Below are 20,044 nucleotides of genomic sequence, written 5' to 3' on the forward strand. Positions count from 1 at the left end.
TGGAGAGACTCCATGTTGCCAGAATCCATTCGAGAAGAGCTGCGTGCCATCGTCGGAGAGAAAAACAGTCTCGACAAACAGGAAGCATTAGTCGCCTATTCGTATGACGCGACGCCGATGCAGCAAGCATTGCCGGATGTGGTCGTCATGCCGAAGAGCACAGCCGAAGTCCAGCAGGTCATGCGAGTTGCAGCACGACATCACATCCCGATTGTGACGCGTGGAGCAGGCTCTAATCTATGCGGCGGAACGATACCAGTCGGTGGCGGAATTGTTTTGGTATTGAGCCGGATGAATCAGATCGTAGAGATTGACGAACAAAATTTGACGATAACGGTACAGCCGGGGGTTCGAACGGTCGATATCCATCAGGCGGTAGAGGCGCTCGGTTTGTTTTACCCACCAGATCCAGGCAGCATGGTCATCTCCACGATTGGCGGGAATATTGCGCTTAATTCGGGTGGACTGCGAGGGTTGAAGTACGGAACAACCAAGGATTACGTGCTGGGTCTCGAAGCTGTGTTGCCGAACGGAGAGGTCATCCGTACCGGGGGCAAGCTGATGAAGGATGTGGCGGGCTATGATCTGACCAAGCTCTTGGTCGGTAGCGAGGGCACACTGGCGATCATTACCGAGGCTATTCTCAAGCTGATTCCGAAGCCGCAGACACAGCGGGTTATGCTGGCGATGTTCGCAGATATGGCACAGGCGGCGAGGTCTGTTTCTGATATCATTGCCAATCGTATCATTCCTGGCACGCTTGAATTTCTTGATCAGGGCACGATCCGTGTTGTCGAGGATTTCAAAAAGATCGGGCTTCCGACAGATGTGGCGGCGATCCTCCTGATCGGTCAGGACGGAGAGCCACAGACGGTTGATCGGGACATGGAGCAGATCGCTGTTATTTGCGAGAAGAATGATGCTGTCCAAATTAAGGTAGCGAAGACAGCCGAGGAAGCTGATGAGGTAATGACCGCCCGACGCAGTGCGCTCGCCGCATTGTCACGGATGCGTCCGACGACCATTTTGGAGGACGCAACAGTTCCCCGCGCCGCGATTGCGCCGATGGTCGCTGCGATTCAAGAGATTACGGAGCGTTACGGACTGCAAATTTGTACCTTTGGTCATGCAGGAGACGGCAATTTGCATCCGACCTGCATGACAGACGCTCGCAACACGGAAGAGATCGAGCGTGTGGAGCATGCCTTCGAGGAAATTTTCGCAGCGGCAATCGATTTGGGGGGAACGATTACGGGAGAGCATGGCGTAGGAATCGTCAAGGCACCGTATTTGGAGTGGAAAGTAGGGGCCGCAGGTATGGAGATCATGAAAGGCATCAAGCACGCTTTCGATCCTCACAATCTCCTGAACCCTGACAAAATGTTTGCCAAACAGTCCCGGAACAGAGTGGTGGTCCAGCGTGCTTAAAGAAGCCTTGGTGAATAAACTCGATTACGACGAGCTGTCCAACTGTATGCGCTGCGGCTTCTGTCAGCCAGCCTGTCCGACCTTTCGGGAAACAGGCTATGAGGCAGCTTCTCCACGAGGTCGCATCGCCTTGATGAAAGCCGTAGCAGACGGTGTCATGGAGCCGGACAAAGATTTCGTCGATCAAATGAATCTGTGTCTAGGCTGCCGGGCATGTGAGCCGGTATGCCCAGCAGGTGTTCCGTACGGTCAGTTGATCGAGCAGACGAGAGAAGCGATCGAAGAAGTGCAGGAGCATCCATGGTGGGTCGAAGTCGTCCGCAAGCTCGCATTTTTCCACCTATTCCCTCATCAGAAACGCATGTACCAGCTCGGCGGACTCTTGCACTTCTATCAGCGCTCAGGAGTGCAAAAAGCCGTTCGCAAGCTAAGCGTGTTATCCATCCTGCCTAAGCAAATGCGGGAAATGGAAGCAATCATGCCTGAAGCATCTGGAAAAGGTATCGTGGACTTTTTCGGTGGCACGGTTATTCCAGCCGTGGGCGAGCGCAAGTATCGCGTAGGAATGTTTCACGGCTGTATCATGGATGTCTTATTCAATGAGACGAATCGCAACACCGTGCGGCTTCTGAGTGAGGCAGGCTGCGAGGTAATCATCGCTCCAGACCAGGTGTGCTGCGGTGCTCTCCATGCACATAGCGGTGAGCGTGAACAGGCTCGCCATCTGGCGCGAAAAAATGTGGCTGCTTTTCACACGGCTGATGTGGATATCATTGTATCCAATGCAGGCGGTTGCGGGGCGATGCTACAGGAATACGACCATTTGCTGGCGGAAGATGCAGAATGGCAGGAGAAGGCACAATGGTTCGCTTCACGCGTGAAGGATATTAGCGAGGTGCTTGCACTCCTCGTCGAACCAACAGAATGGCAGTCATTGCCCCAACGGATCACCTATCAATCCTCCTGTCACCTACGCAACGGGATGAAGGTGACCAAAGAGCCAGTGAATCTGCTGCAAGCCATTCCGGGAGCCACATACGTACAACTCCGAGAGGGAGATCGCTGCTGCGGCTCAGCGGGCATTTATAATCTGGTGCAGCCTGAGATGGCCGGAAGCCTTTTGGATGAAAAAATGGGTCATGTAGCGGCTACCCAAGCAGATATTCTCGTGACCTCAAATCCGGGCTGTCTGTTGCAAATGAAAGCAGGCATTCATCGAGCTGGGCTGGAAGGAAAGATGGAGGCCGTGCACATCGTCGATTTGCTGGCGCGTGTCAGTCAGAAATAATAGAATCGTATAGTCGAGAAAACGTGTAGGGAATCATTCTGCAAGACGGGGTGGTTCCTTGCACGTTTTTTTCATAGAAAAAGGGGATAAAAATAAAAGGACTATTAACGGAAATTGCATGTAAGAATGGCCAAATGCATGGCAGTAAAAATTCGGAGAGGAAGTGGTAGGAAGCGATGGAAATCAAAGGCGCAGTTATAGGTCCTTACGATTTGCTTGATGAGGTTTTGCGTATGGCAGCAACATTTCCAGCCTTGAATCAACCTACTCGGAGATGGTCTCCGCGATTTATTGGACCCGCATATATCTATTTCCAATTCCTCGAAAAGAGAGAGCGGGATAACAGATTTTGTTAATTGCTGTCGAATATTGTATTATAATAGAAGGAAATAATGTAAAATTTTTAATGGAGGTAATAGGATGTCAATGACGAGTACGTTCACAAACTGGTTGAAATCGACAAAAGTTGGTTTGCAAGAGCAAGTGAAAAAGTTTCAAAACCGAGACTTTCTAGATGCAGTGGTAGCCGGCTGCGCATTGGTAGCGGCTGCCGATGGCAGTATTGATTCCGCAGAAAAACAAAAGATGGCTGCTTATATTGGAAGAAGTGAAGAGTTAAAGGTATTTAACATGAATGATGTCATTGCGAGATTTAATCACTTTGTATCTGGCTTTGAATTCGATCACGGTGTCGGCAAGATGGAGGCATTGAAAGTGATAGGAAAATATAAAAATAATGCTGAGGCTGCGCGTATTGTTGTCAGTGTTTGCTGCGCAATTGGTTCCGCGGATGGTCATTTTGATGAACAGGAAAAATCCGTTGTTCGAGAGATTTGTGGGGTTGTTAATCTCAATCCAGCAGAGTTTCAGCTATAAAAAAGAAGGGCGCCTGATCGGTAGCCCTTCTTTTTTTACTTTTTCGCTCCAAATAGATGAAAGATAGAGGGAGACTTAAATTCTTCAGGTCCAACATCCATTTTAAAACTTCCATCCTTATAAAGGAGCGGAGACTTTTCTGAGTTATTCTTCGAGTATTTTTCTACGTGGCTGATTTTCATTTCGCTTTGATCTGTAAAGTCAATGTGGGCAATGGCAACCCAATAGGCATATTTATTTTCTTCTAATAAGGGAGCGATCACAGTTTGTCCTACGTGATTCTCCACAACAGCCCTTGCATGCATAGATTTAAAACTTCCTATTCCATTACTTAATGCACTATAGGCGGCGAATAAAACATAGCGCAATTGATCTGGGCGATGAATGTGAATGGTTTCTCTACCGGCATTTTTGGAATCTCCATCTAATGTAATAAACGGTGACTTTGTTGAGGTGCCTTTATTTTTGTAATAGACTTTTCCTTCTACGCCATCCCGAGTAACAAAGAAACAATACAAATCCAGGTCTTTCTTGCTGGTCCATTCCAGATGAGTGGTGATCTTTTCAGATTTCCTTATTTGCACAGACTCTTTCTTTGTCAGTTCAATTTTGGTTAATGTAACGGGGAGAGGAGGCGGTAATGTCTCTTCCTCTTCGCTGACATCAAGTCCAAAATTGCGGCATAACGCAGCTAATCCTCCGTTAAATCCACTTCCAATTGCATTGAACTTCCACTCTCCGTTATAACGATATAGTTCAGCAGTAACAATTGCGGTCTCGTTCTCTAAATCTGATCCAAATTCGAAGCGCAATAATTCGGTTCCATCAGACGGGTTCACTATTCGAACGTATGCGTCATGAATTTGTCCGAAACGGTGGTCTCTTTTTTCAGCTTCATGAATGGTTAGAGTTAATGCGATTCGATGAATGTTAGGAGGAATTTTCTTCTCTATGATTTCTATTTGCTCTTTATCTTTACCAGGCGCTGTTGAGTGCTTTACTGCTTGGGTGATGCTCATGGTATTTCCGTAAAAAATGAAATCTTCATCCTGTTGGCAATTCCCGGAAATATCTAACAAGAATGCCGCAGAGTCAATCTCAATCTCCTCTTTTGATTCCCATCCTAAACATACGATCCACTTTTCTGCATTGATATTTTTGGTAATATCCGTTTTCTGCCCTTTTTTTAGTAGCATAGAATGTCTCCTATTCCAGCGTCATCAAAAAACAAGAAAAAATGACATTGTTTTCGTAATTTTTGTCGAAATTTAATTCGTTTCATATCGACATTTTTATTATACTGGAAAGAGTAAGTTATATTTACAATTGTTTTCTCTATTGGATGTAATGTTATTTAAATGTGTATAGCTTCCAAATGATAATGGTATGGATAAATTAGGAAAGGGGCGGGGTTTTTACTATTGTAGTAAAAACGTTTATTCATGAGACATTTCGATTATTTGAGTGTAGAAGAACGCGATGAATTATTTTATGGAAAACCGGTTTCGTTTAATAGAAACACGGAGAAGGAAATCCTTTCCTTTAGTCTGGGAGCCACATTATACATGCCTGCAACGAAGGCAACGATTTCTCAAGATATCGTTCGAAAGAAGCATGAAGGTCTTGTTTCGATGGTGGCTTGTCTGGAAGATGCAATCGGTGATCACGAAGTTGTGGAAGCGGAGCAAAGCTTGCTTAAACAATTTGCTACCCTGGCACACCAGCTGCGACTCGGTGAACTGGATATCAATGATGTTCCTCTTATTTTTATTCGGGTTCGGGACGCAGCCCAAATGAAACGTATAGCAGATACGCTGGGTGAAGATCTATATGTGCTCGCTGGTTTTGTTTTCCCAAAATTCACGAGCAGAAATGGCGAAGAATATTTTTCCATTCTCCATTCGATTAACGCCCCTCTTTCTTTTACGGTTTACGGTATGCCTATTCTGGAATCTGCTGAGGTTATTTATAAAGAAACGCGAGTGGACGAGCTTGTTTCGATTCGGCAAATTTTAGATAAATATGAAGATCTCGTTTTGAACGTCCGGATGGGTGCTACTGATTTTTCCAGCCTGTTTGGGTTGAGAAGGGGACCCGATGTGACTATCTACGACATTTCTACGATTCGGGATTGTATTAGTGACATGGTCAATATTTTTACCAGAACCGAAAAGGGGTATGTTCTCTCTGGACCGGTTTGGGAGTACTTCACTAATGGGGATCGACTGCTCAAGCCGCAGCTAAGAGAGTCGCCTTTTGAAAAACAGCTTGGTGGCGTACAAGGAAGAAAACTGAGATTAAAGCTTTTAAATAAATTTGAAGACGGACTGATAAAAGAAGTGCTCCTAGATAAAGAGAATGGATTGACGGGCAAGACCATCATTCATCCAAGTCATATCAAAATCATTCATTCTCTCTCTGTTGTTAGCCATGAAGAATACGAGGATGCCATGAGCATCCTGCAAAGCAATTCCAACGGAGTACTGAAAAGTAACTTTTCCAACAAAATGAATGAAGTAAAGCCGCATACTAATTGGGCAAAAAGAGTTTTGGTGAAATCAAAAATTTATGGGGTGTATCATGGACACAACAACTTTATCAACCTCTTGGCAAAATCCTCCAAGATACAGCTTCAATATTCTCGATAGCTTGGAAGTGGAAGGGATTGTGGAGAAGAATCCATTTGATCTTCCACTAGAGCTTCTTTTCGGAATGGCAGGTCGGATTAATAAGAAGAGAGGCTTTTTGTTCGTAAGTAAGGTACTAGGAAAGCATATTCCAGTCATTCCGGCTGTATCGTTGGTGAGTGGTGCTTTACTAGGTGCGCGTTTTTTAGAAGCCTACTACGGTCAGCAGGTGGATACTGCTCCACTCGTTCAAGGCTTGATGAATCAAGAGAGAAGTCAAGAGGTCTTCCAGCAACTGATGCAAAAGCGATTTGAACTGCCTGAGCAGGTGCTTTTTATCGGCTTTGCCGAAACTGCAACGGGCCTCGGTCATTCCATGTTTAGCTGCTTTCAGAACAACGCGTACTATATCCATACGACAAGAGAAATGATTCAGGATATACAGCCATCCATTACGTTTGAAGAGGAGCATTCTCACGCAGTGGCTCATCTTATGTACCCTCGTGAGGACCACTTGTTATCCACAGATGCGCCGATTGTTTTGGTAGATGATGAGATCACTACAGGCAAAACTGCGCTCAATATCATTCGAGAAATACAAAAGAAGTATCCTCGTAGTCATTACATTGTGGCTTCCTTGCTCGACTGGCGATCTGATGAGGATTGTCAGCGATTCAGGGAGTTACAAGAGGAATTAAACATCACAATTACTAACGTATCCCTCGTGAAAGGACAAATCAAAGTGGAGGGAGCACCGGTTGAAAAGAATGATAATGAAGAAAAGAGTATTGTTGAGCGAACCAGCAGCTTCCCTAAAATTATACAAATGGATGGGGCAGAATGGCCGCGTTTGAGCTATACCTCTATGGATTCAAGCGCCTTTCCTAACCACCGTCCGTATTTGTTGCAAACGGGACGTTTTGGGATGATAAGCTCGGATCAAAACTTGCTGAATACGTACTGCGAAAAAACGGGAATCGAATTAGGCGCGTATAGGAGCGGAAAAACTTTATGCATGGGGACAGGCGAATTTATGTACATCCCAATGATGATTGCGGCGCATATGGGTGATGACGTTTGGTACCAGTCGACCACAAGAAGCCCGATCCATCCTTCTGAGATGGAGAAGTACGCAGTGAAAAATGCATTCTCCTTCTCTTCTCCTGATGACCCGCTTGTACCGAATTTTTGTTACAACATCCCTGATAACTACTATTCAGATATATTCGTATTTTTTGAGCGAGGGACGACGGGAGAGCGATTGCGCTCCTTTTATGACGTGCTGAATAATCTTTCCATCCCCAATAAATATATCGTATTTTTCGGATAAAGGTGGCGTAGACTCTTGAATTCACAGTTGTTACAACGCGTAATCCAAGAACCTTCACCAATGGGCAGCTACCCTCCAGGTGATGTGACATTTCTGCTTAAAGAGATAAACGGATTGATAAGGGAGACAGGGACAGAGGATCGTGAGGAATTAATTCAGACGGGACACCATTACTCAGAGATGCTACCGATCGAATACCGTCCAACAAAAGAATATATGGAATTGTTCCATCAAACCTTACAAACATCAGCCAAAAAGGTTGCATTGGCAGTTGCCATCGTAGCAGAGCTGATTAAGGCTACGAAGGGAAATAATGTAGTGATTGCCTCACTTGCCAGGGCAGGAACGCCAATTGGCATTTTAATAAAAAGGTATCTGGAATCCATTCATCGGCTACATATTCCACACTATAGCATCTCTATTATCCGTGGAAAGGGCATCGATGAGAATGCTCTTTTGTATATGCTAGACAAGCATCCAGGAGCCAAAATTCAGTTTGTGGATGGATGGACGGGAAAAGGTGCGATTACGCGGGTGCTGCAAAAAGCGATCAAATCCTTTAATGAAAAGCTGGGAACTCATCTTGATGACGATCTGGCAGTATTGGCTGATCCTGGTCATTGTGTGAGCAAGTTTGGAACACGGGAAGATTTTCTTATCCCGAGTGCATGTCTCAATTCTACGGTATCAGGCTTGGTCAGTCGGACTGTTCATCGCCAGGATTTAATCGGACGTACAGACTTTCACGGGGCGAAATACTATCGTGAATGGTTGTCTGAGGACGTATCCAATCTTTTTGTTGATACCATCGCTAAACATTTCCACGAGCTGGCAGACACAGCGAAGCAACAGTGCAGCATGCACTTGATTCAAGATGAGGAGCAATGGATCACATGGAGTGGCGAACGTGATATCCAGCGAATACAACAGGATTACAAGATAAATGATATCAATCTAATCAAGCCTGGAGTGGGAGAGACCACTCGTGTCCTTTTGCGAAGAGTTCCGTGGAAAATCCTTGTGAATCGAATGGATAATCCTTATTTAGCCCACATTCTTTTGCTGGCCCATGATCGCGGTGTACCGGTTGAAGAACGTTCAGACCTTTCCTACTCTTGTTGTGGGATCATTCGTCCACAGGGGGAGGATAACCGATGATCTTTGCCAGTGATCTTGACCAGACGTTGATATATTCGGAGCGATTCTTAACGGACCCGACGCTGCAGGTACGCTTAATCGAGCAACTGGATGGAAAGCCAATTTCGTATATGACAGAGCGGGCACTATTGCTACTGCAAGAGATCCATAAGCACATGCTGTTTATTCCAGTGACTACGAGAACGATCGAGCAATATAGGAGAATCACGGTATTTCAGAACGAGCTGCGGCCTGCGTATGCGGTCACGAGCAATGGTGGGAATATCATCCGTAATGGGGCTGTCGATGAGTCGTGGAACAAAAAAATTCGTGAGCGTATAGAGGATGAGTGCATATCCATCACGGATATTTTGGCGCGTTTTGAAGACATAAAAGACTCAAGCTGGATTCTCAATGGAAAATCGGCAGAAGATCTGTTTCATTATTTCATCATCGATCGCCAAAATATGCCAACAAGCGAATGGGACGGTTTTGTGCAATGGATGGAGCAAGGCAATTGGACAGTATCCATCCAGGGGAGAAAGCTTTATTTTGTGCCAAGAGCCGTGAATAAACGCGATGCAGTCCTCTATGTAAAAGACATCGAAAAGAGGACAGAGATTTTCGCATCGGGAGACTCTTTGCTCGATTTGCCTTTGGTGTCCTGCACGAAAAACTCTCTGATTCCTTCTCATGGGGAAATCTATCATCTTGCTCAAATATCAGCACAAGACACACCGTTTCAGTTTACAGCTAAGAATGGAATACGAGCGTCAGAGGAAATTCTTGACTGGGTCATTGAGCAGATAAAGATAACACGTTAAATCTGTAAAACGTTATTACTTGTCAAAATATTGCACATATCGTCGATTTTACGGGATTCATGTAGATATTTTGGTAGATTTATGAAATAATAGTGATGTCTAAAAAATTTTACTTCATTACATGAATCTGTAAAATTTTAATGAGGTTGGGAGGTAGAACATGTCAGTAGTCAGTTTGCAAAAAGGTCAGAAGATCGACCTGACAAAAGGGAATGCAGGATTAACTAAATTGTTAGTTGGTCTAGGCTGGGACCCGGTCAAGAAAAGTGGCGGGTTGCTTGGAGGCATTTTTGGTGGCGGGAGTAACGCAAACATCGATTGTGACGCTTCCGTAATTATGCTCGACCAGAACGGGAAAATAACTAAAGAGAAGAACCTTGTTTACTTCGGCAACAAAAAAAGTCAATGCGGCAGCGTATCACACTCAGGAGATAATCTCACCGGAGATGGTGAAGGTGATGATGAGCAAGTGAACGTAGACTTGAGCCGAGTACCCAATGATGTACATAAATTGGTGTTCGTTGTGAATATTTACGATTGTGTGAGTCGTCGCCAAGATTTCGGGATGATCGGCAATGCGTATATTCGCGTAGTCAATGCTTCGAACAATCAGAATTTGTGCAAGTTTAATCTAACCGATAATTATTCGGGAAAAACTTCGTTAATTATTGGAGAACTATACCGTTACGATGGTGAGTGGAAGTTTTCTGCGATTGGCGAAGGGACGACAGACACAGCTATCTCCCAACTTGTAAGAAGATATAGTTAATTTGAAAGTTTTTAAAATGAATGAAATATAAGGAGGTTTTTTAACATGGCAGTATCTTTGCAAAAAGGTCAAAAGGTAGATCTCACGAAAACGAATCCTGGTCTGGTTCAAATTCAGGTAGGTCTTGGTTGGGATACAAACAAGTATGACGGTGGACAAAGCTTCGACCTCGACGCTTCCGTATTTCTCTTGAATGATGCAGGAAAAGTACTGGATGACCAACACTTTATTTTCTTCAATAATGCAACTAGCCCTGACGGTTCCGTTGTGCACTCTGGTGATAACCGCACTGGCGAAGGGGAAGGCGACGATGAAGTAATCAATATTGATTTGTCCAAAGTATCGGCTAGTATTCAAAAAATCTCTTTTGCTATCACGATTTATGATGCGCAAACTCGTAACCAAAACTTTGGACAGGTTTCCAACGCTTATGCACGCGTGGTAAATCCTGCAAACAACGAAGAATTACTCCGCTATGATTTGGGCGAAGACTTCTCTATCGAAACTGCGATTGTAGTTGGAGAGCTGTATCGTAACGGTAGCGAATGGAAGTTCAGTGCAATCGGTTCTGGTTACAAAGATGGATTGGCAGGACTCGCTCGCGATTTCGGAGTAAACATCGGATAGGAAGCATACAAATCACAGATGAAGGATTGAATTTTTATGTCAGTTATTAGTTTAACTAAAGGTCAGAAAATTGATCTTACAAAAGGCAATCCGAATTTAACAAAAATCGTTGTTGGTCTTGGTTGGGACACAAATAAATACAGTGGCGGACAAGCTTTTGACCTCGACGCAGCTGCTTTCCTTTTGCGTACAGGTGGAAGAGCGTCCGGGATTCAAGATTTTGTCTTTTACAACAACCTTCAAGGCGGGAATGGATCGGTGGTTCACACTGGTGACAACCTGACTGGTGAGGGTGACGGCGACGATGAGCAAATCAAAGTGGATTTGAAGGCTGTTCCAGCTGACATTGAAAAAGTAGCGATCACGATTACGATTCATGAGGCTGATATCAGAAACCAAAACTTTGGACAAGTATCAAATGCGTTTGTTCGAATTGTAGATGAAACAACAGGCAGAGAAGTTCTGCGCTACGATCTTGGAGAAGATTTCTCTGTAGAAACGGCAATTGTTGTTTGTGAATTGTATCGCCATCAAGGCGAGTGGAAGTTTGCAGCCGTGGGTAGCGGTTTTTCCGGTGGTCTACGAGCGTTAGCCAATAACTTTGGTTTGCAAGTTTCATAATTTCCAGAAATGGGTGCTAGTAATTGCGCTAGCACCTGTTTTCTGACCTTTGAAATAAAGGGTGATCGAAATGGGAATGACGACGATTAAGGGACAAAAAGTCGATATAACGAAGTCAAATCCTGGACTTTCCAAAATTACAGTGGAACTGAGCTGGACTGCTAACGATGGGCTTGACCTGGATGCTTCGGCTTTCTTAATCGGGAAAAGTGGTAAAGTGAATAAAGAAGAAGATTTTATTTTCTACAGCAACCCCAGATCAACGAATGGCTCTGTATCTCTTCAAACAGGATCGAGCGAAAGACAGCGTTTTGACATTGATTTAATGAATGTACCACTTGATGTAGAAAAGATCGCTTTTACTCTTACTATTTATGATGCGATTGCACGTAATCATTCATTTAATCGTGTTTCGAGTCTTTATCTTCGTATTCTACATCCTTCTACTAACACTGAAATTATTCAGTTTCCGCTCGATAGTTTTACGATTGAAAATGCAATTGTGGCAGGAGAGCTATACAAACATCAAGGACAATGGAAATTTAATGCGATTGGCAGTGGCTTTCATGGCGGTCTGGCAGCTTTGTGCGGAAACTTTGGGATCGAGGTATCCCAAGAAAAAACGCCGGAGTCGAAAGCGCCAGAACCAAATCCTGCACCGAAACCCGAACCCGTCGTGTCTACTTCTCCCCCTATTTCGATCACAAAAATTGAGTTGAAGAAAAAGGGAGAGGCAATTAGTTTAAAGAAAACCTCGGCAAACCTGGGGCAGCTCTTAGTTAACCTCAACTGGAATAAAGGCACAAAGCAGAACACGGGCTTTTTTGGTAGAAGCAAAGGAATTGACTTAGACCTTGGCTGCCTTTATGAATTATCAGATGGATATAAAGGGTGTATACAAGCATTAGGTGGAAATCTTGGCGACTACCGCGACTTTCCTTATATTGCATTAGATGGGGATGACCGCACAGGCACCCGATCAGAAGGAGAGAATCTACGTATCAACGGAAATAATGTCAAGGAATTCGAACGAATCCTAATCTACGCTTTTATTTACGAAGGTGTTGCCAAATGGGCAGAAACCGATGGTGTGGTAACGATTACGCAAGCTGACAATCCAGCCATCGAAGTGAAAATGGATGTGCATGACCCGCGTAAAGGGGTGTGTGCCGTAGCGATGATTGAGAGACATGGTGATACGTTCAATATCAGGAGATTGGTTGAATACTTCTCCGGTCATCAGGAGATGGATCGTTACTACGGGTGGAATATGCGCTGGACAGTCGGTTCGAAATAGCAAAAGATACAGTTACTATTTGCGGACATCATTAGAAATGGAGTGAACTGTATTTATGGAAATGATAGCTGATTTTTTAGTTCAATCATGGAGCGCGCTACTAGCGATCATCCTGATTGACATCGTGTTGAGCGGAGACAATGCTGTTGTAATTGCAATGGCAGCGAGAAATCTCCCGAAACAACAACAGAAGAAGGCCATTTTTATTGGTACTTTTGGTGCGATTGCGCTACGTATTGTTTTTGCTGCGATGGTGGTCTGGCTGATTCAAATTCCGCTTTTAAAAGCAATCGGTGGTTTACTGCTTCTTCAGGTAGCCTACAAGCTGTTAGCTGCTGATGAAGGCGAGGACAACATCAAGAGTGGAACGACCTTAATGGGTGCAGTAGGGACGATCATATACGCAGATGCGTTGATGAGTTTGGACAATGTAATCGCGGTTGCAGGTGTGAGTCACGGAAGCATTACGTTAATCGCAATTGGTGTACTTGTCTCGATTCCGATTATCCTGATCGGATCGGCATTTATTTTGAAGGCTTTGGAAAGATTCCCAATCATTGCTTACATTGGATCGGGAATTCTGGCTTGGACTGCTGGCGATATGATTGTGAAAGACAAAATCATTCAAAATTATATTTCTAGCACAGTTGGTCTGATTATTACTATCGTTTTAACGGTCGCTGTCATTCTGGCTGGGTGGTTGAAAAGTAGAAAAAGCAAAGAGGAAAAATCAGAAAAAGCTGTTGCCTAGTTTTTGATTGTGTGAAAAGTGGTAAGTCCATAAAGAAGATACATGATAAGAGCGAGGTCATTGCGACTTTCGCTTTTCTTTATAAATAATGAAGAGTTGAAGGGAAGAACTTCTCATGAAGAAACGCATTTGGTTTAATCGTACTTTCTCTACAGCGTATCATTTTATTGATATGATTCGTACAAATCCGGACGGTTTGGACTTTGAGTTTTATGTCACTCACCCAAAACGGTATAGCGTGATGCTGCAAAATGCTGATGTTGCAGAGATTGAACCAAGCTTGTCAATTCCAGAGTATATTGAATACTGCGTGCAGTTTTGTCAGAAGCATCAGATCGATATCTTTTTCCCGAATTATAGACTGGTGGAAATTGCAAAGCATATAGATCGGTTTGAACAAGTAGGCACATCTGTTCTAGTATGCAAAGATGCCGACTTATTAGAAACCGTATCAGACAAAGGAAAGCTCTTTCAAGCCTTGAGGGATACCCCGGGATTACACCTACCTGATTATTTCATTGTCAACACAAGCGAGCAATTTAAGATTGCCTATGAGAAGCTAAGAGAAAAAGGACATAAGGTCTGCTTTAAACCTGCTAGTGGCGAAGGAGGAGCGGGCTTTCATATCATTGAAGAACACATGAATCCCCTAGACAAGCTGCTCGGATCAAGCAACCAAACGATCGCCATCGAAGAAGTTCTGAGCATCATAGGGGATCAAATCGTAGATGACATCATGGTCATGGAGTATTTGGATGATTGGGAATACAGTATTGATTGCCTGGCAACAGAAGAGGAGTTAATTGCGATCGTACCACGGAAAAAAGTAGAAGGACGAATTCGTTTGTTAGAGGATAATCAAGCACTTATAGATCTGGCAAAAGCAGTCCATGAACAGCTGCGACTTCCTTACCTTTTCAACGTTCAAGTAAAGTACAAAAATGGTGTGCCCAAATTATTAGAGATTAATCCGCGAGCGTCAGGCGGTTTGCATTCTTCATGCTTATCAGGTGTGAACTTCCCTTATCTTGCTGTGAAACTTCTACTGTCGGGGAAGGTTGAGGTAGCTGCACCAAAATTCGGGGTGTATGCGACTCATATTGAAAAAGAGATTGTATTACGACAATTGTTATAGAGAAAACTATCAAAGTGGAGAGTCAAAAAAATCAAGTTCCGTCCCATCCCTCAGTGGGGAACGTACCTTCGAAGGGAATGGGAGTACACAAATAAATTTGACCCGAACAAGATCGTAGACCGGGCAACATATGAGGCACCGATGCAGCAGCCAATGGGTATTCGACATGTGCTGGTCAACGGGAAGATCATCGTGTCAGATGGGCGTCTTACAAATGTGACTAGTGAACGGTAATTCGCAATCAGTTGTGAACATAATAAAAGCCGCTCGGGTATTATATTGACCCGGCGGCCTTTGTTTTTAGCTATGATAAATATCTAAAGCAGCTTGTACAGCCCGTCCTGCATGCACACGCGCTCCATGCCGGATGAGAACCGCTTCCAACGCCCCTAGCACATGCAAAATATTTTTCTTCCGGCAGCTGTAGCCCATTGTGCCAATCCGCCAGATTGTCCCTTTTAGCGGCCCGAAGGAACTGGCAATTTCAATATGAAAATCCTCGAGCAGCATAGCGCGGACTGACTCTCCGTCCAGTCCCTCAGGAATTTTGATGCAGGTCACGACGGGAAGCTTGCAAGCCGGATCGCCGTAGAGCTGCAATCCCATCGCCAATACACCAGCGACCAAGGCTTGTTCATGCAAGCGATGTCTGGCGAATCTCGCTGCCAGACCTTCCGTGAGGGCAATGCGCACTCCCTCGCGCAAGGCGTATAGCATCGTTGTCGCCTCCGTATGGTGGTTCAGCCGTGCAGGTCCCCAGTAATCCATGAGCTGGCTCAAGTCAAAATAGTTGCTGCGGATTGTTCGGGTTTGAGCAGATTTTGGAGTAGAGGGATCAGCGAGACCACGCTCGATCTTTTTCCGCTGGAGCAAGAGCGCTTCGACACGAGAATTAAACGTGATAGGAGCCATCCCAGAGGGGACAGACAAGCATTTTTGCGTGCCGCCAATACATGCGTCGATATACCAATCGTCTACCTTCACTTCTGTCCCGCCGATCGAAGCGACAGCATCGACGACAAATAGGACATCCATCCGGCGGCAAGCTTCTCCGATTTCCTTCAAAGGCTGAACGCATCCGGTGGATGTTTCGCCGTGAACCATTGCTACGATTTTGGGCTGAACTCGCTCGATTTCGGCAATGACGTCCTGCGGTTCAAAGACACTTCCCCAGCGCGTTTCCATCGTAATCACATCTGCTCCGTACCTTTCCGCAATCTCCGTGAGCAAGTGCCCGAAGCGTCCATAAATGGGCACAAGCACCCGATCGCCTGGTTCGATTATGCTACACAAAACGGCCTCAATGCCCGCCCGGGAAGTTCCGTCAATAGGGAATGCCCAATGATTGGATGTCTGAAACAATTTCCGAAGCATTTCCATTGTTTCGTTCATGATGTTCGTGAATTCTGGATCGAATTGTCCCAAAATGGGTGAACCCATCACGCGAAGAACACTAGGCTCGGCCTCGACAGGCCCTGGCGTCATGATCGTCCGTTGTAAAGTGGTCAGTTCTTTGTATGCACACATAAGCGCTCCCCCAGCTCTTTCTATATTAACGGCCGCTTTTCCGATTCATCACCGGAAAAAACGGCCATAGCACTACCTATCTTTTGTGCCCATCAAAAATCTATTTTGAAATTCAAGAATCCAGCTTTCCGCAGCGCCTCGTAGATGATGACGAGCGCTGGACCGAGTATCAGCCCGAAAAATCCCATCACCTGAAATCCAAGGAACAAGCTGACAAGAGCGGCAAGAGCACTAATTCCCAGATTAGATGCGAGTACCTTTGGCTCAATAATGCGGCGGACGACCGTAATCACGAGGAAGATGACGATCAGGCCGATTGCCAAATAAGAGTTGCCCATCAAGAAGTTGTATATGGCCCATGGAACGAGGAACGAGCCTGCGCCCAATATGGGGAGAATATCGACGAAAACAATCATGAGCGAAATGACGGCTGCATACTTGACCTGCAAAATGAGCAATCCCAAAAAGGACAGCGTGAACGTCATCAGGCTCAAGATGATTTGGGCACGTAGAAATCCAACGGTGGCACGGTTCAACTGAGAGATAACCACCTCAACCTTTTCACGAGCAGACACCGTGAACATTCTCATGAAGCCCGCACGCAATTTCGGTAAATCGAGACTGATTAAAAACAAGGCAACCAAGTAAATAATCGTGGAGATCAAAAAGCCCGGAACGATGGCTGCCACACCGAGAATGCCTTTGGCAACCGTGGAGGCTGAAGTAAGCGCCCAGCTCTTGAGACCAGCGAAGACACTCTGGATTTCCGAGACGGTTTCGGCAGGTAGCGACTCATAGTAAGTTTCCCAGCTCATCAAATAGGATTCGACCAACTCGAAAATATGCTGCGAAAAAGCTGGTAATCGCTGAGCCAAATCAATTCCCTGAATCACGATCTGCGTACCGATCCAGTACAGCACGATTCCAAAAGAAATGAGGAACAGGAAAAAGGATGCGATTACCGCACTCATCCGGTTCATTCGTAGCCTTTTGATAAGAAACAAGACGAGCGGCTCAACCAGAATTGCTGTTAACAATGCTAGCAAAAAGGGAACGGAGTAAGGTAAAAGAAACAACCCGACTGCCAGAACCAGTAGCAGGATGATCATTTTCCGAATCGTCATGACTGCGCTCCATTCTTAATGAAAAATCGCTGAAAATTGATTCCCTTATTTTATCATTTTTCCAGAAGCGAACACAATGAGCCCAGTAATATCGCGATTCGATAGCGTATTATCAGAAAAAATAAAGAAATGAAAAGAATATAAAAAAGGGGAAAACACAAAAAGTCATGATATGATTCTCACCTATATACCACTCAAGTTTGATGCGTGTAAGCATATCGACTTGAGAGTCACATCTTAATCTTTCATAGCGAGGTGTCAGAATGAAGCGGTTTGGATTAGCGATGCAGATTGTCGTCGGTCTCATTCTGGGTATCCTGGTGGGTGCTATTTTTTACGGCAACCCGGCAGTGGCGACCTATTTACAGCCTATCGGTGATATTTTTCTCCGATTGATTAAAATGATTGTCGTTCCGATCGTTGTTGCCACGCTTATTGTGGGCGTAGCAGGCGTAGGTGACATGAAGAAGCTGGGCAAAATCGGTGGTAAGACAATTCTGTATTTTGAAATCGTTACCACGATTGCCATTATCGTTGGTCTTTTGGCGGCGAACATTTTTCAACCAGGTGTCGGTGTGGATAGAACAGTTCTTACCAAAACCGATATCCACAAGTATGTAGACACGGCAGAAACGACACAAAGCCACGGCATGGTGGAAACATTCGTCAATATTGTGCCAACCAATGTGTTTGATTCACTGGCTCGTGGCGACATGTTAGCCATTATTTTCTTCTCCGTTCTGTTTGGACTTGGTGTAGCAGCAGCAGGGGAAAAAGGAAGGCCCGTTCTCAACTTCTTCAATGGGGTTGCAGACGCGATGTTCTGGGTTGTAAACACAATCATGCGTTTTGCTCCATTTGGTGTTTTTGCACTGATTGGTGTTACCGTTTCCAAGTTTGGATTGTCATCGCTCATTCCATTGGGCAAACTGGTTATTTTGGTTCACTTTGCCATGTTGTTCTTCATTTTGGTGGTATTGGGCACCATTGCACGTATCAGCGGAGTCAAAATCACTTCCATTCTGCGTGTACTGAAGGACGAGCTGTTGTTGGCTTACTCCACTTCCAGCTCCGAGACTGTACTGCCTAAAATTATGCAAAAAATGGAGAAGATGGGCTGTCCGAAGGCGATCACGTCTTTTGTTATTCCGACAGGCTACTCCTTCAACCTGGATGGTTCCACACTGTACCAAGCACTGGCTGCACTGTTCATTGCGCAAATGTATGGTATTCACATGCCAATTAGCACACAGATCACGCTGATGCTCGTACTGATGGTTACGTCCAAAGGGATCGCTGGTGTACCGGGAGTATCGTTCGTAGTACTGTTGGCTACGCTCGGCTCTGTAGGTCTCCCAGTAGAAGGTCTTGCTTTCATCGCCGGTGTAGACCGTTTGATGGATATGGCTCGTACAGTTGTTAACGTAGTAGGTAATGCGTTGGCAGCAATCGTGATCTCTCGTTGGGAAGGTCAGTTCGACAAAAAGAAAGCAGACGATTATGTTCAGGCAGTAAAAGCCGATCCGACTGCTGCTTAATATAAGCAACAAAAAGTCTTTAAGAAGCCTCCTGTCAGTGAATGAGCTGGCAGGGGGCTTTTTTGCATTTGGTTAAAAAAGTGGCTTTGGTGGTGGAAGAAGCGCATTTCCAGTCTACGCTTCGGCCTACGCCCCTCAAGGGGTATAAATGTCCGCTTCGTAATAAATGGCGAGATCGCTTCAAACTTGACCCGCCATTTATTCCTACGCTGGGGCGGGCTCCAGAGGCACTTGGTCTGGAAATGCGCTTCTTCTACGTGTAGAGAGATAACAAATTTTTAGACTGATTAATAGAGTATGAGACTAGCAGTTTAGAACAATGAACCAAAAAAGGGGAATTGAATATTTTACCGAATATCGAACATTTGGGGGAAACTACTTAAAAGGGGTATTTTATTGAAGAACTATGAAATTAAGAGAGCGACCTTGAAGAAATTATCTTAGGTGGTCTCAAGGAGGAATACATGAATGATATATGCTGTTAGACATGGACAAACAGAATTAATATAGAGAAGGGAGATTACACCATGTCGGATGATATCACAGTGCACCCCGTCACCTGGCCACCTGCCCCGATCAAGACCGAGCGGCTCGTGCTCCGCCAGTCCAAGGCCCGGGACCGAGCGGCGCTGATCGACCTCTTCGCCTCACCAGAGGTGGGCACCTACGTCGGCGGCTCCCGACCGCGTGACGAGCTCGAGCGCGCGCTGCCCGAAGTGCCCGGGCAGCGCTTCGGCTTCTTCGTGGTAGAGCTCAACGGAACAACGATCGGCATGATCACGCTCGATCGGCGCGACCCGGAGCGTAAGGGTCACATCCGTCCAGAGGGCGGGGAGCCCGAGCTCGGCTACATGTTCCTACCGCAGGCGTGGGGACACGGGTACGCCACCGAGGCGTGCGCAGCGGCGCTCGACTGGTTCGCCGACGCGCATCCCGGCGAGCCGGTGGTGCTCTCCACCCAGACCGCCAACGAGGCCTCGATGCGTGTCGCGGTGAAGCTGGGGTTCACCGAGGTGGAGCGGTTCGAGGACTACGGCGCCGAACAGTGGCTCGGCGTATGGTACCCGGGCACGCCGTCCGATTGAGCTCATGCCCGACAGCGCGACGGCTCGCCGAGGCCACCGATCGGCCGTCTTGCCCTGATC

The 20,044-nt window shown here is 45.6% G+C and carries 19 protein-coding genes; 16 read left to right on the forward strand and 3 right to left on the reverse strand.

All coding sequences use genetic code 11. From position 1 onward, the window contains the following. Nucleotides 1-12 precede the first annotated feature (12 nt). The 3 genes from HPY27_RS18695 (at nucleotide 13) to HPY27_RS18705 (ending at nucleotide 3,592) form a co-directional block, all read left to right on the forward strand. The gene (locus HPY27_RS18695) at nucleotides 13-1,428 is read left to right on the forward strand and encodes an FAD-binding oxidoreductase (RefSeq protein WP_174225680.1); all 1,416 of its coding nucleotides are present in this window, start codon (nucleotides 13-15) and stop codon (nucleotides 1,426-1,428) included. Beyond that, a complete protein-coding gene (locus HPY27_RS18700) occupies nucleotides 1,421-2,716 on the forward strand; it encodes a (Fe-S)-binding protein (RefSeq protein WP_174225681.1) in 1,296 nt (431 codons plus the stop codon). The genes HPY27_RS18695 and HPY27_RS18700 overlap by 8 nt, the downstream gene beginning before the upstream one ends. A 420-nt stretch (nucleotides 2,717-3,136) precedes the next feature. After that, the gene (locus tag HPY27_RS18705; RefSeq protein ID WP_069845765.1) at nucleotides 3,137-3,592 is read left to right on the forward strand and encodes a tellurite resistance TerB family protein; all 456 of its coding nucleotides are present in this window, start codon (nucleotides 3,137-3,139) and stop codon (nucleotides 3,590-3,592) included. 35 nt (nucleotides 3,593-3,627) lie between these two features. Here HPY27_RS18705 and HPY27_RS18710 read toward each other — a convergent pair whose 3' ends face one another. Continuing rightward, entirely contained in the window at nucleotides 3,628-4,788 is a 1,161-nt protein-coding gene (locus HPY27_RS18710; protein WP_173624161.1) for a TerD family protein, read from the reverse strand. 246 nt (nucleotides 4,789-5,034) lie between these two features. Between HPY27_RS18710 and HPY27_RS18715 the strand changes: the two genes are divergently transcribed. From HPY27_RS18715 to HPY27_RS18760, 10 genes are all read left to right on the forward strand, one after another. Next, on the forward strand, nucleotides 5,035-6,240 hold the full coding sequence (locus tag HPY27_RS18715) for an HpcH/HpaI aldolase/citrate lyase family protein (protein ID WP_174225682.1): 1,206 nt from the start codon (nucleotides 5,035-5,037) through the stop codon (nucleotides 6,238-6,240). Further along, complete coding sequence (locus HPY27_RS18720; protein WP_254612937.1) at nucleotides 6,173-7,549, forward strand: phosphoribosyltransferase family protein; 1,377 nt, start codon at nucleotides 6,173-6,175, stop codon at nucleotides 7,547-7,549. Before HPY27_RS18715 ends, HPY27_RS18720 begins: the two co-directional genes overlap by 68 nt. Nucleotides 7,550-7,609: 60 nt before the next feature. Next, nucleotides 7,610-8,707: a cysteine protease StiP family protein gene (locus tag HPY27_RS18725; protein WP_052168355.1), complete on the forward strand. Its 1,098-nt coding sequence runs from the start codon at nucleotides 7,610-7,612 to the stop codon at nucleotides 8,705-8,707. Next, a complete protein-coding gene (locus tag HPY27_RS18730) occupies nucleotides 8,704-9,510 on the forward strand; it encodes an HAD family hydrolase (RefSeq protein WP_017250919.1) in 807 nt (268 codons plus the stop codon). The genes HPY27_RS18725 and HPY27_RS18730 overlap by 4 nt, the downstream gene beginning before the upstream one ends. Before the next feature lie 160 nt (nucleotides 9,511-9,670). Next, the gene (locus HPY27_RS18735; RefSeq protein ID WP_017250920.1) at nucleotides 9,671-10,279 is read left to right on the forward strand and encodes a TerD family protein; all 609 of its coding nucleotides are present in this window, start codon (nucleotides 9,671-9,673) and stop codon (nucleotides 10,277-10,279) included. A gap of 45 nt (nucleotides 10,280-10,324) precedes the next feature. Continuing rightward, nucleotides 10,325-10,906, forward strand: a complete 582-nt coding sequence (locus HPY27_RS18740) for a TerD family protein (protein ID WP_017250921.1) — start codon at nucleotides 10,325-10,327, stop codon at nucleotides 10,904-10,906. 36 nt (nucleotides 10,907-10,942) lie between these two features. Then, on the forward strand, nucleotides 10,943-11,527 hold the full coding sequence (locus tag HPY27_RS18745; RefSeq protein WP_017250922.1) for a TerD family protein: 585 nt from the start codon (nucleotides 10,943-10,945) through the stop codon (nucleotides 11,525-11,527). A 70-nt stretch (nucleotides 11,528-11,597) separates the two neighbouring features. After that, entirely contained in the window at nucleotides 11,598-12,824 is a 1,227-nt protein-coding gene (locus tag HPY27_RS18750; RefSeq protein WP_174225683.1) for a TerD family protein, read from the forward strand. Between the two features lie 55 nt (nucleotides 12,825-12,879). Continuing rightward, nucleotides 12,880-13,575, forward strand: a complete 696-nt coding sequence (locus HPY27_RS18755; protein WP_017250924.1) for a TerC family protein — start codon at nucleotides 12,880-12,882, stop codon at nucleotides 13,573-13,575. A gap of 115 nt (nucleotides 13,576-13,690) precedes the next feature. Then, nucleotides 13,691-14,710 (forward strand): ATP-grasp domain-containing protein, encoded by a 1,020-nt coding sequence (locus HPY27_RS18760; protein WP_174225684.1) that lies wholly within the window; start codon nucleotides 13,691-13,693, stop codon nucleotides 14,708-14,710. A gap of 300 nt (nucleotides 14,711-15,010) precedes the next feature. Here the strand turns inward: HPY27_RS18760 and HPY27_RS18765 are convergent, their stop codons facing one another. Together HPY27_RS18765 and ytvI are read right to left on the reverse strand one after the other, a co-directional pair. After that, the gene (locus HPY27_RS18765) at nucleotides 15,011-16,237 is read right to left on the reverse strand and encodes a pyridoxal-phosphate-dependent aminotransferase family protein (RefSeq protein ID WP_174225685.1); all 1,227 of its coding nucleotides are present in this window, start codon (nucleotides 16,235-16,237) and stop codon (nucleotides 15,011-15,013) included. Nucleotides 16,238-16,329: 92 nt separating this feature from the next. Beyond that, nucleotides 16,330-17,361, reverse strand: a complete 1,032-nt coding sequence (gene ytvI, locus HPY27_RS18770) for a sporulation integral membrane protein YtvI (protein ID WP_017250927.1) — start codon at nucleotides 17,359-17,361, stop codon at nucleotides 16,330-16,332. Between the two features lie 263 nt (nucleotides 17,362-17,624). On the opposite strand from ytvI, the gene HPY27_RS18775 reads away from it, so the two are divergent. From HPY27_RS18775 to HPY27_RS18785, 3 genes are all read left to right on the forward strand, one after another. Next, nucleotides 17,625-18,899, forward strand: coding sequence for a cation:dicarboxylate symporter family transporter (locus tag HPY27_RS18775; protein ID WP_017250928.1), 1,275 nt, complete (start codon nucleotides 17,625-17,627; stop codon nucleotides 18,897-18,899). Nucleotides 18,900-18,961: 62 nt separating this feature from the next. Continuing rightward, nucleotides 18,962-19,162 (forward strand): hypothetical protein, encoded by a 201-nt coding sequence (locus HPY27_RS18780; protein WP_174225686.1) that lies wholly within the window; start codon nucleotides 18,962-18,964, stop codon nucleotides 19,160-19,162. A 264-nt stretch (nucleotides 19,163-19,426) separates the two neighbouring features. Continuing rightward, on the forward strand, nucleotides 19,427-19,984 hold the full coding sequence (locus HPY27_RS18785; RefSeq protein WP_174225687.1) for a GNAT family N-acetyltransferase: 558 nt from the start codon (nucleotides 19,427-19,429) through the stop codon (nucleotides 19,982-19,984). Nucleotides 19,985-20,044: the final 60 nt, after the last annotated feature.

The sequence above is a fragment of the Brevibacillus sp. HB1.1 genome, assembly GCF_013332445.1.
Classification (GTDB): domain Bacteria; phylum Bacillota; class Bacilli; order Brevibacillales; family Brevibacillaceae; genus Brevibacillus; species Brevibacillus porteri.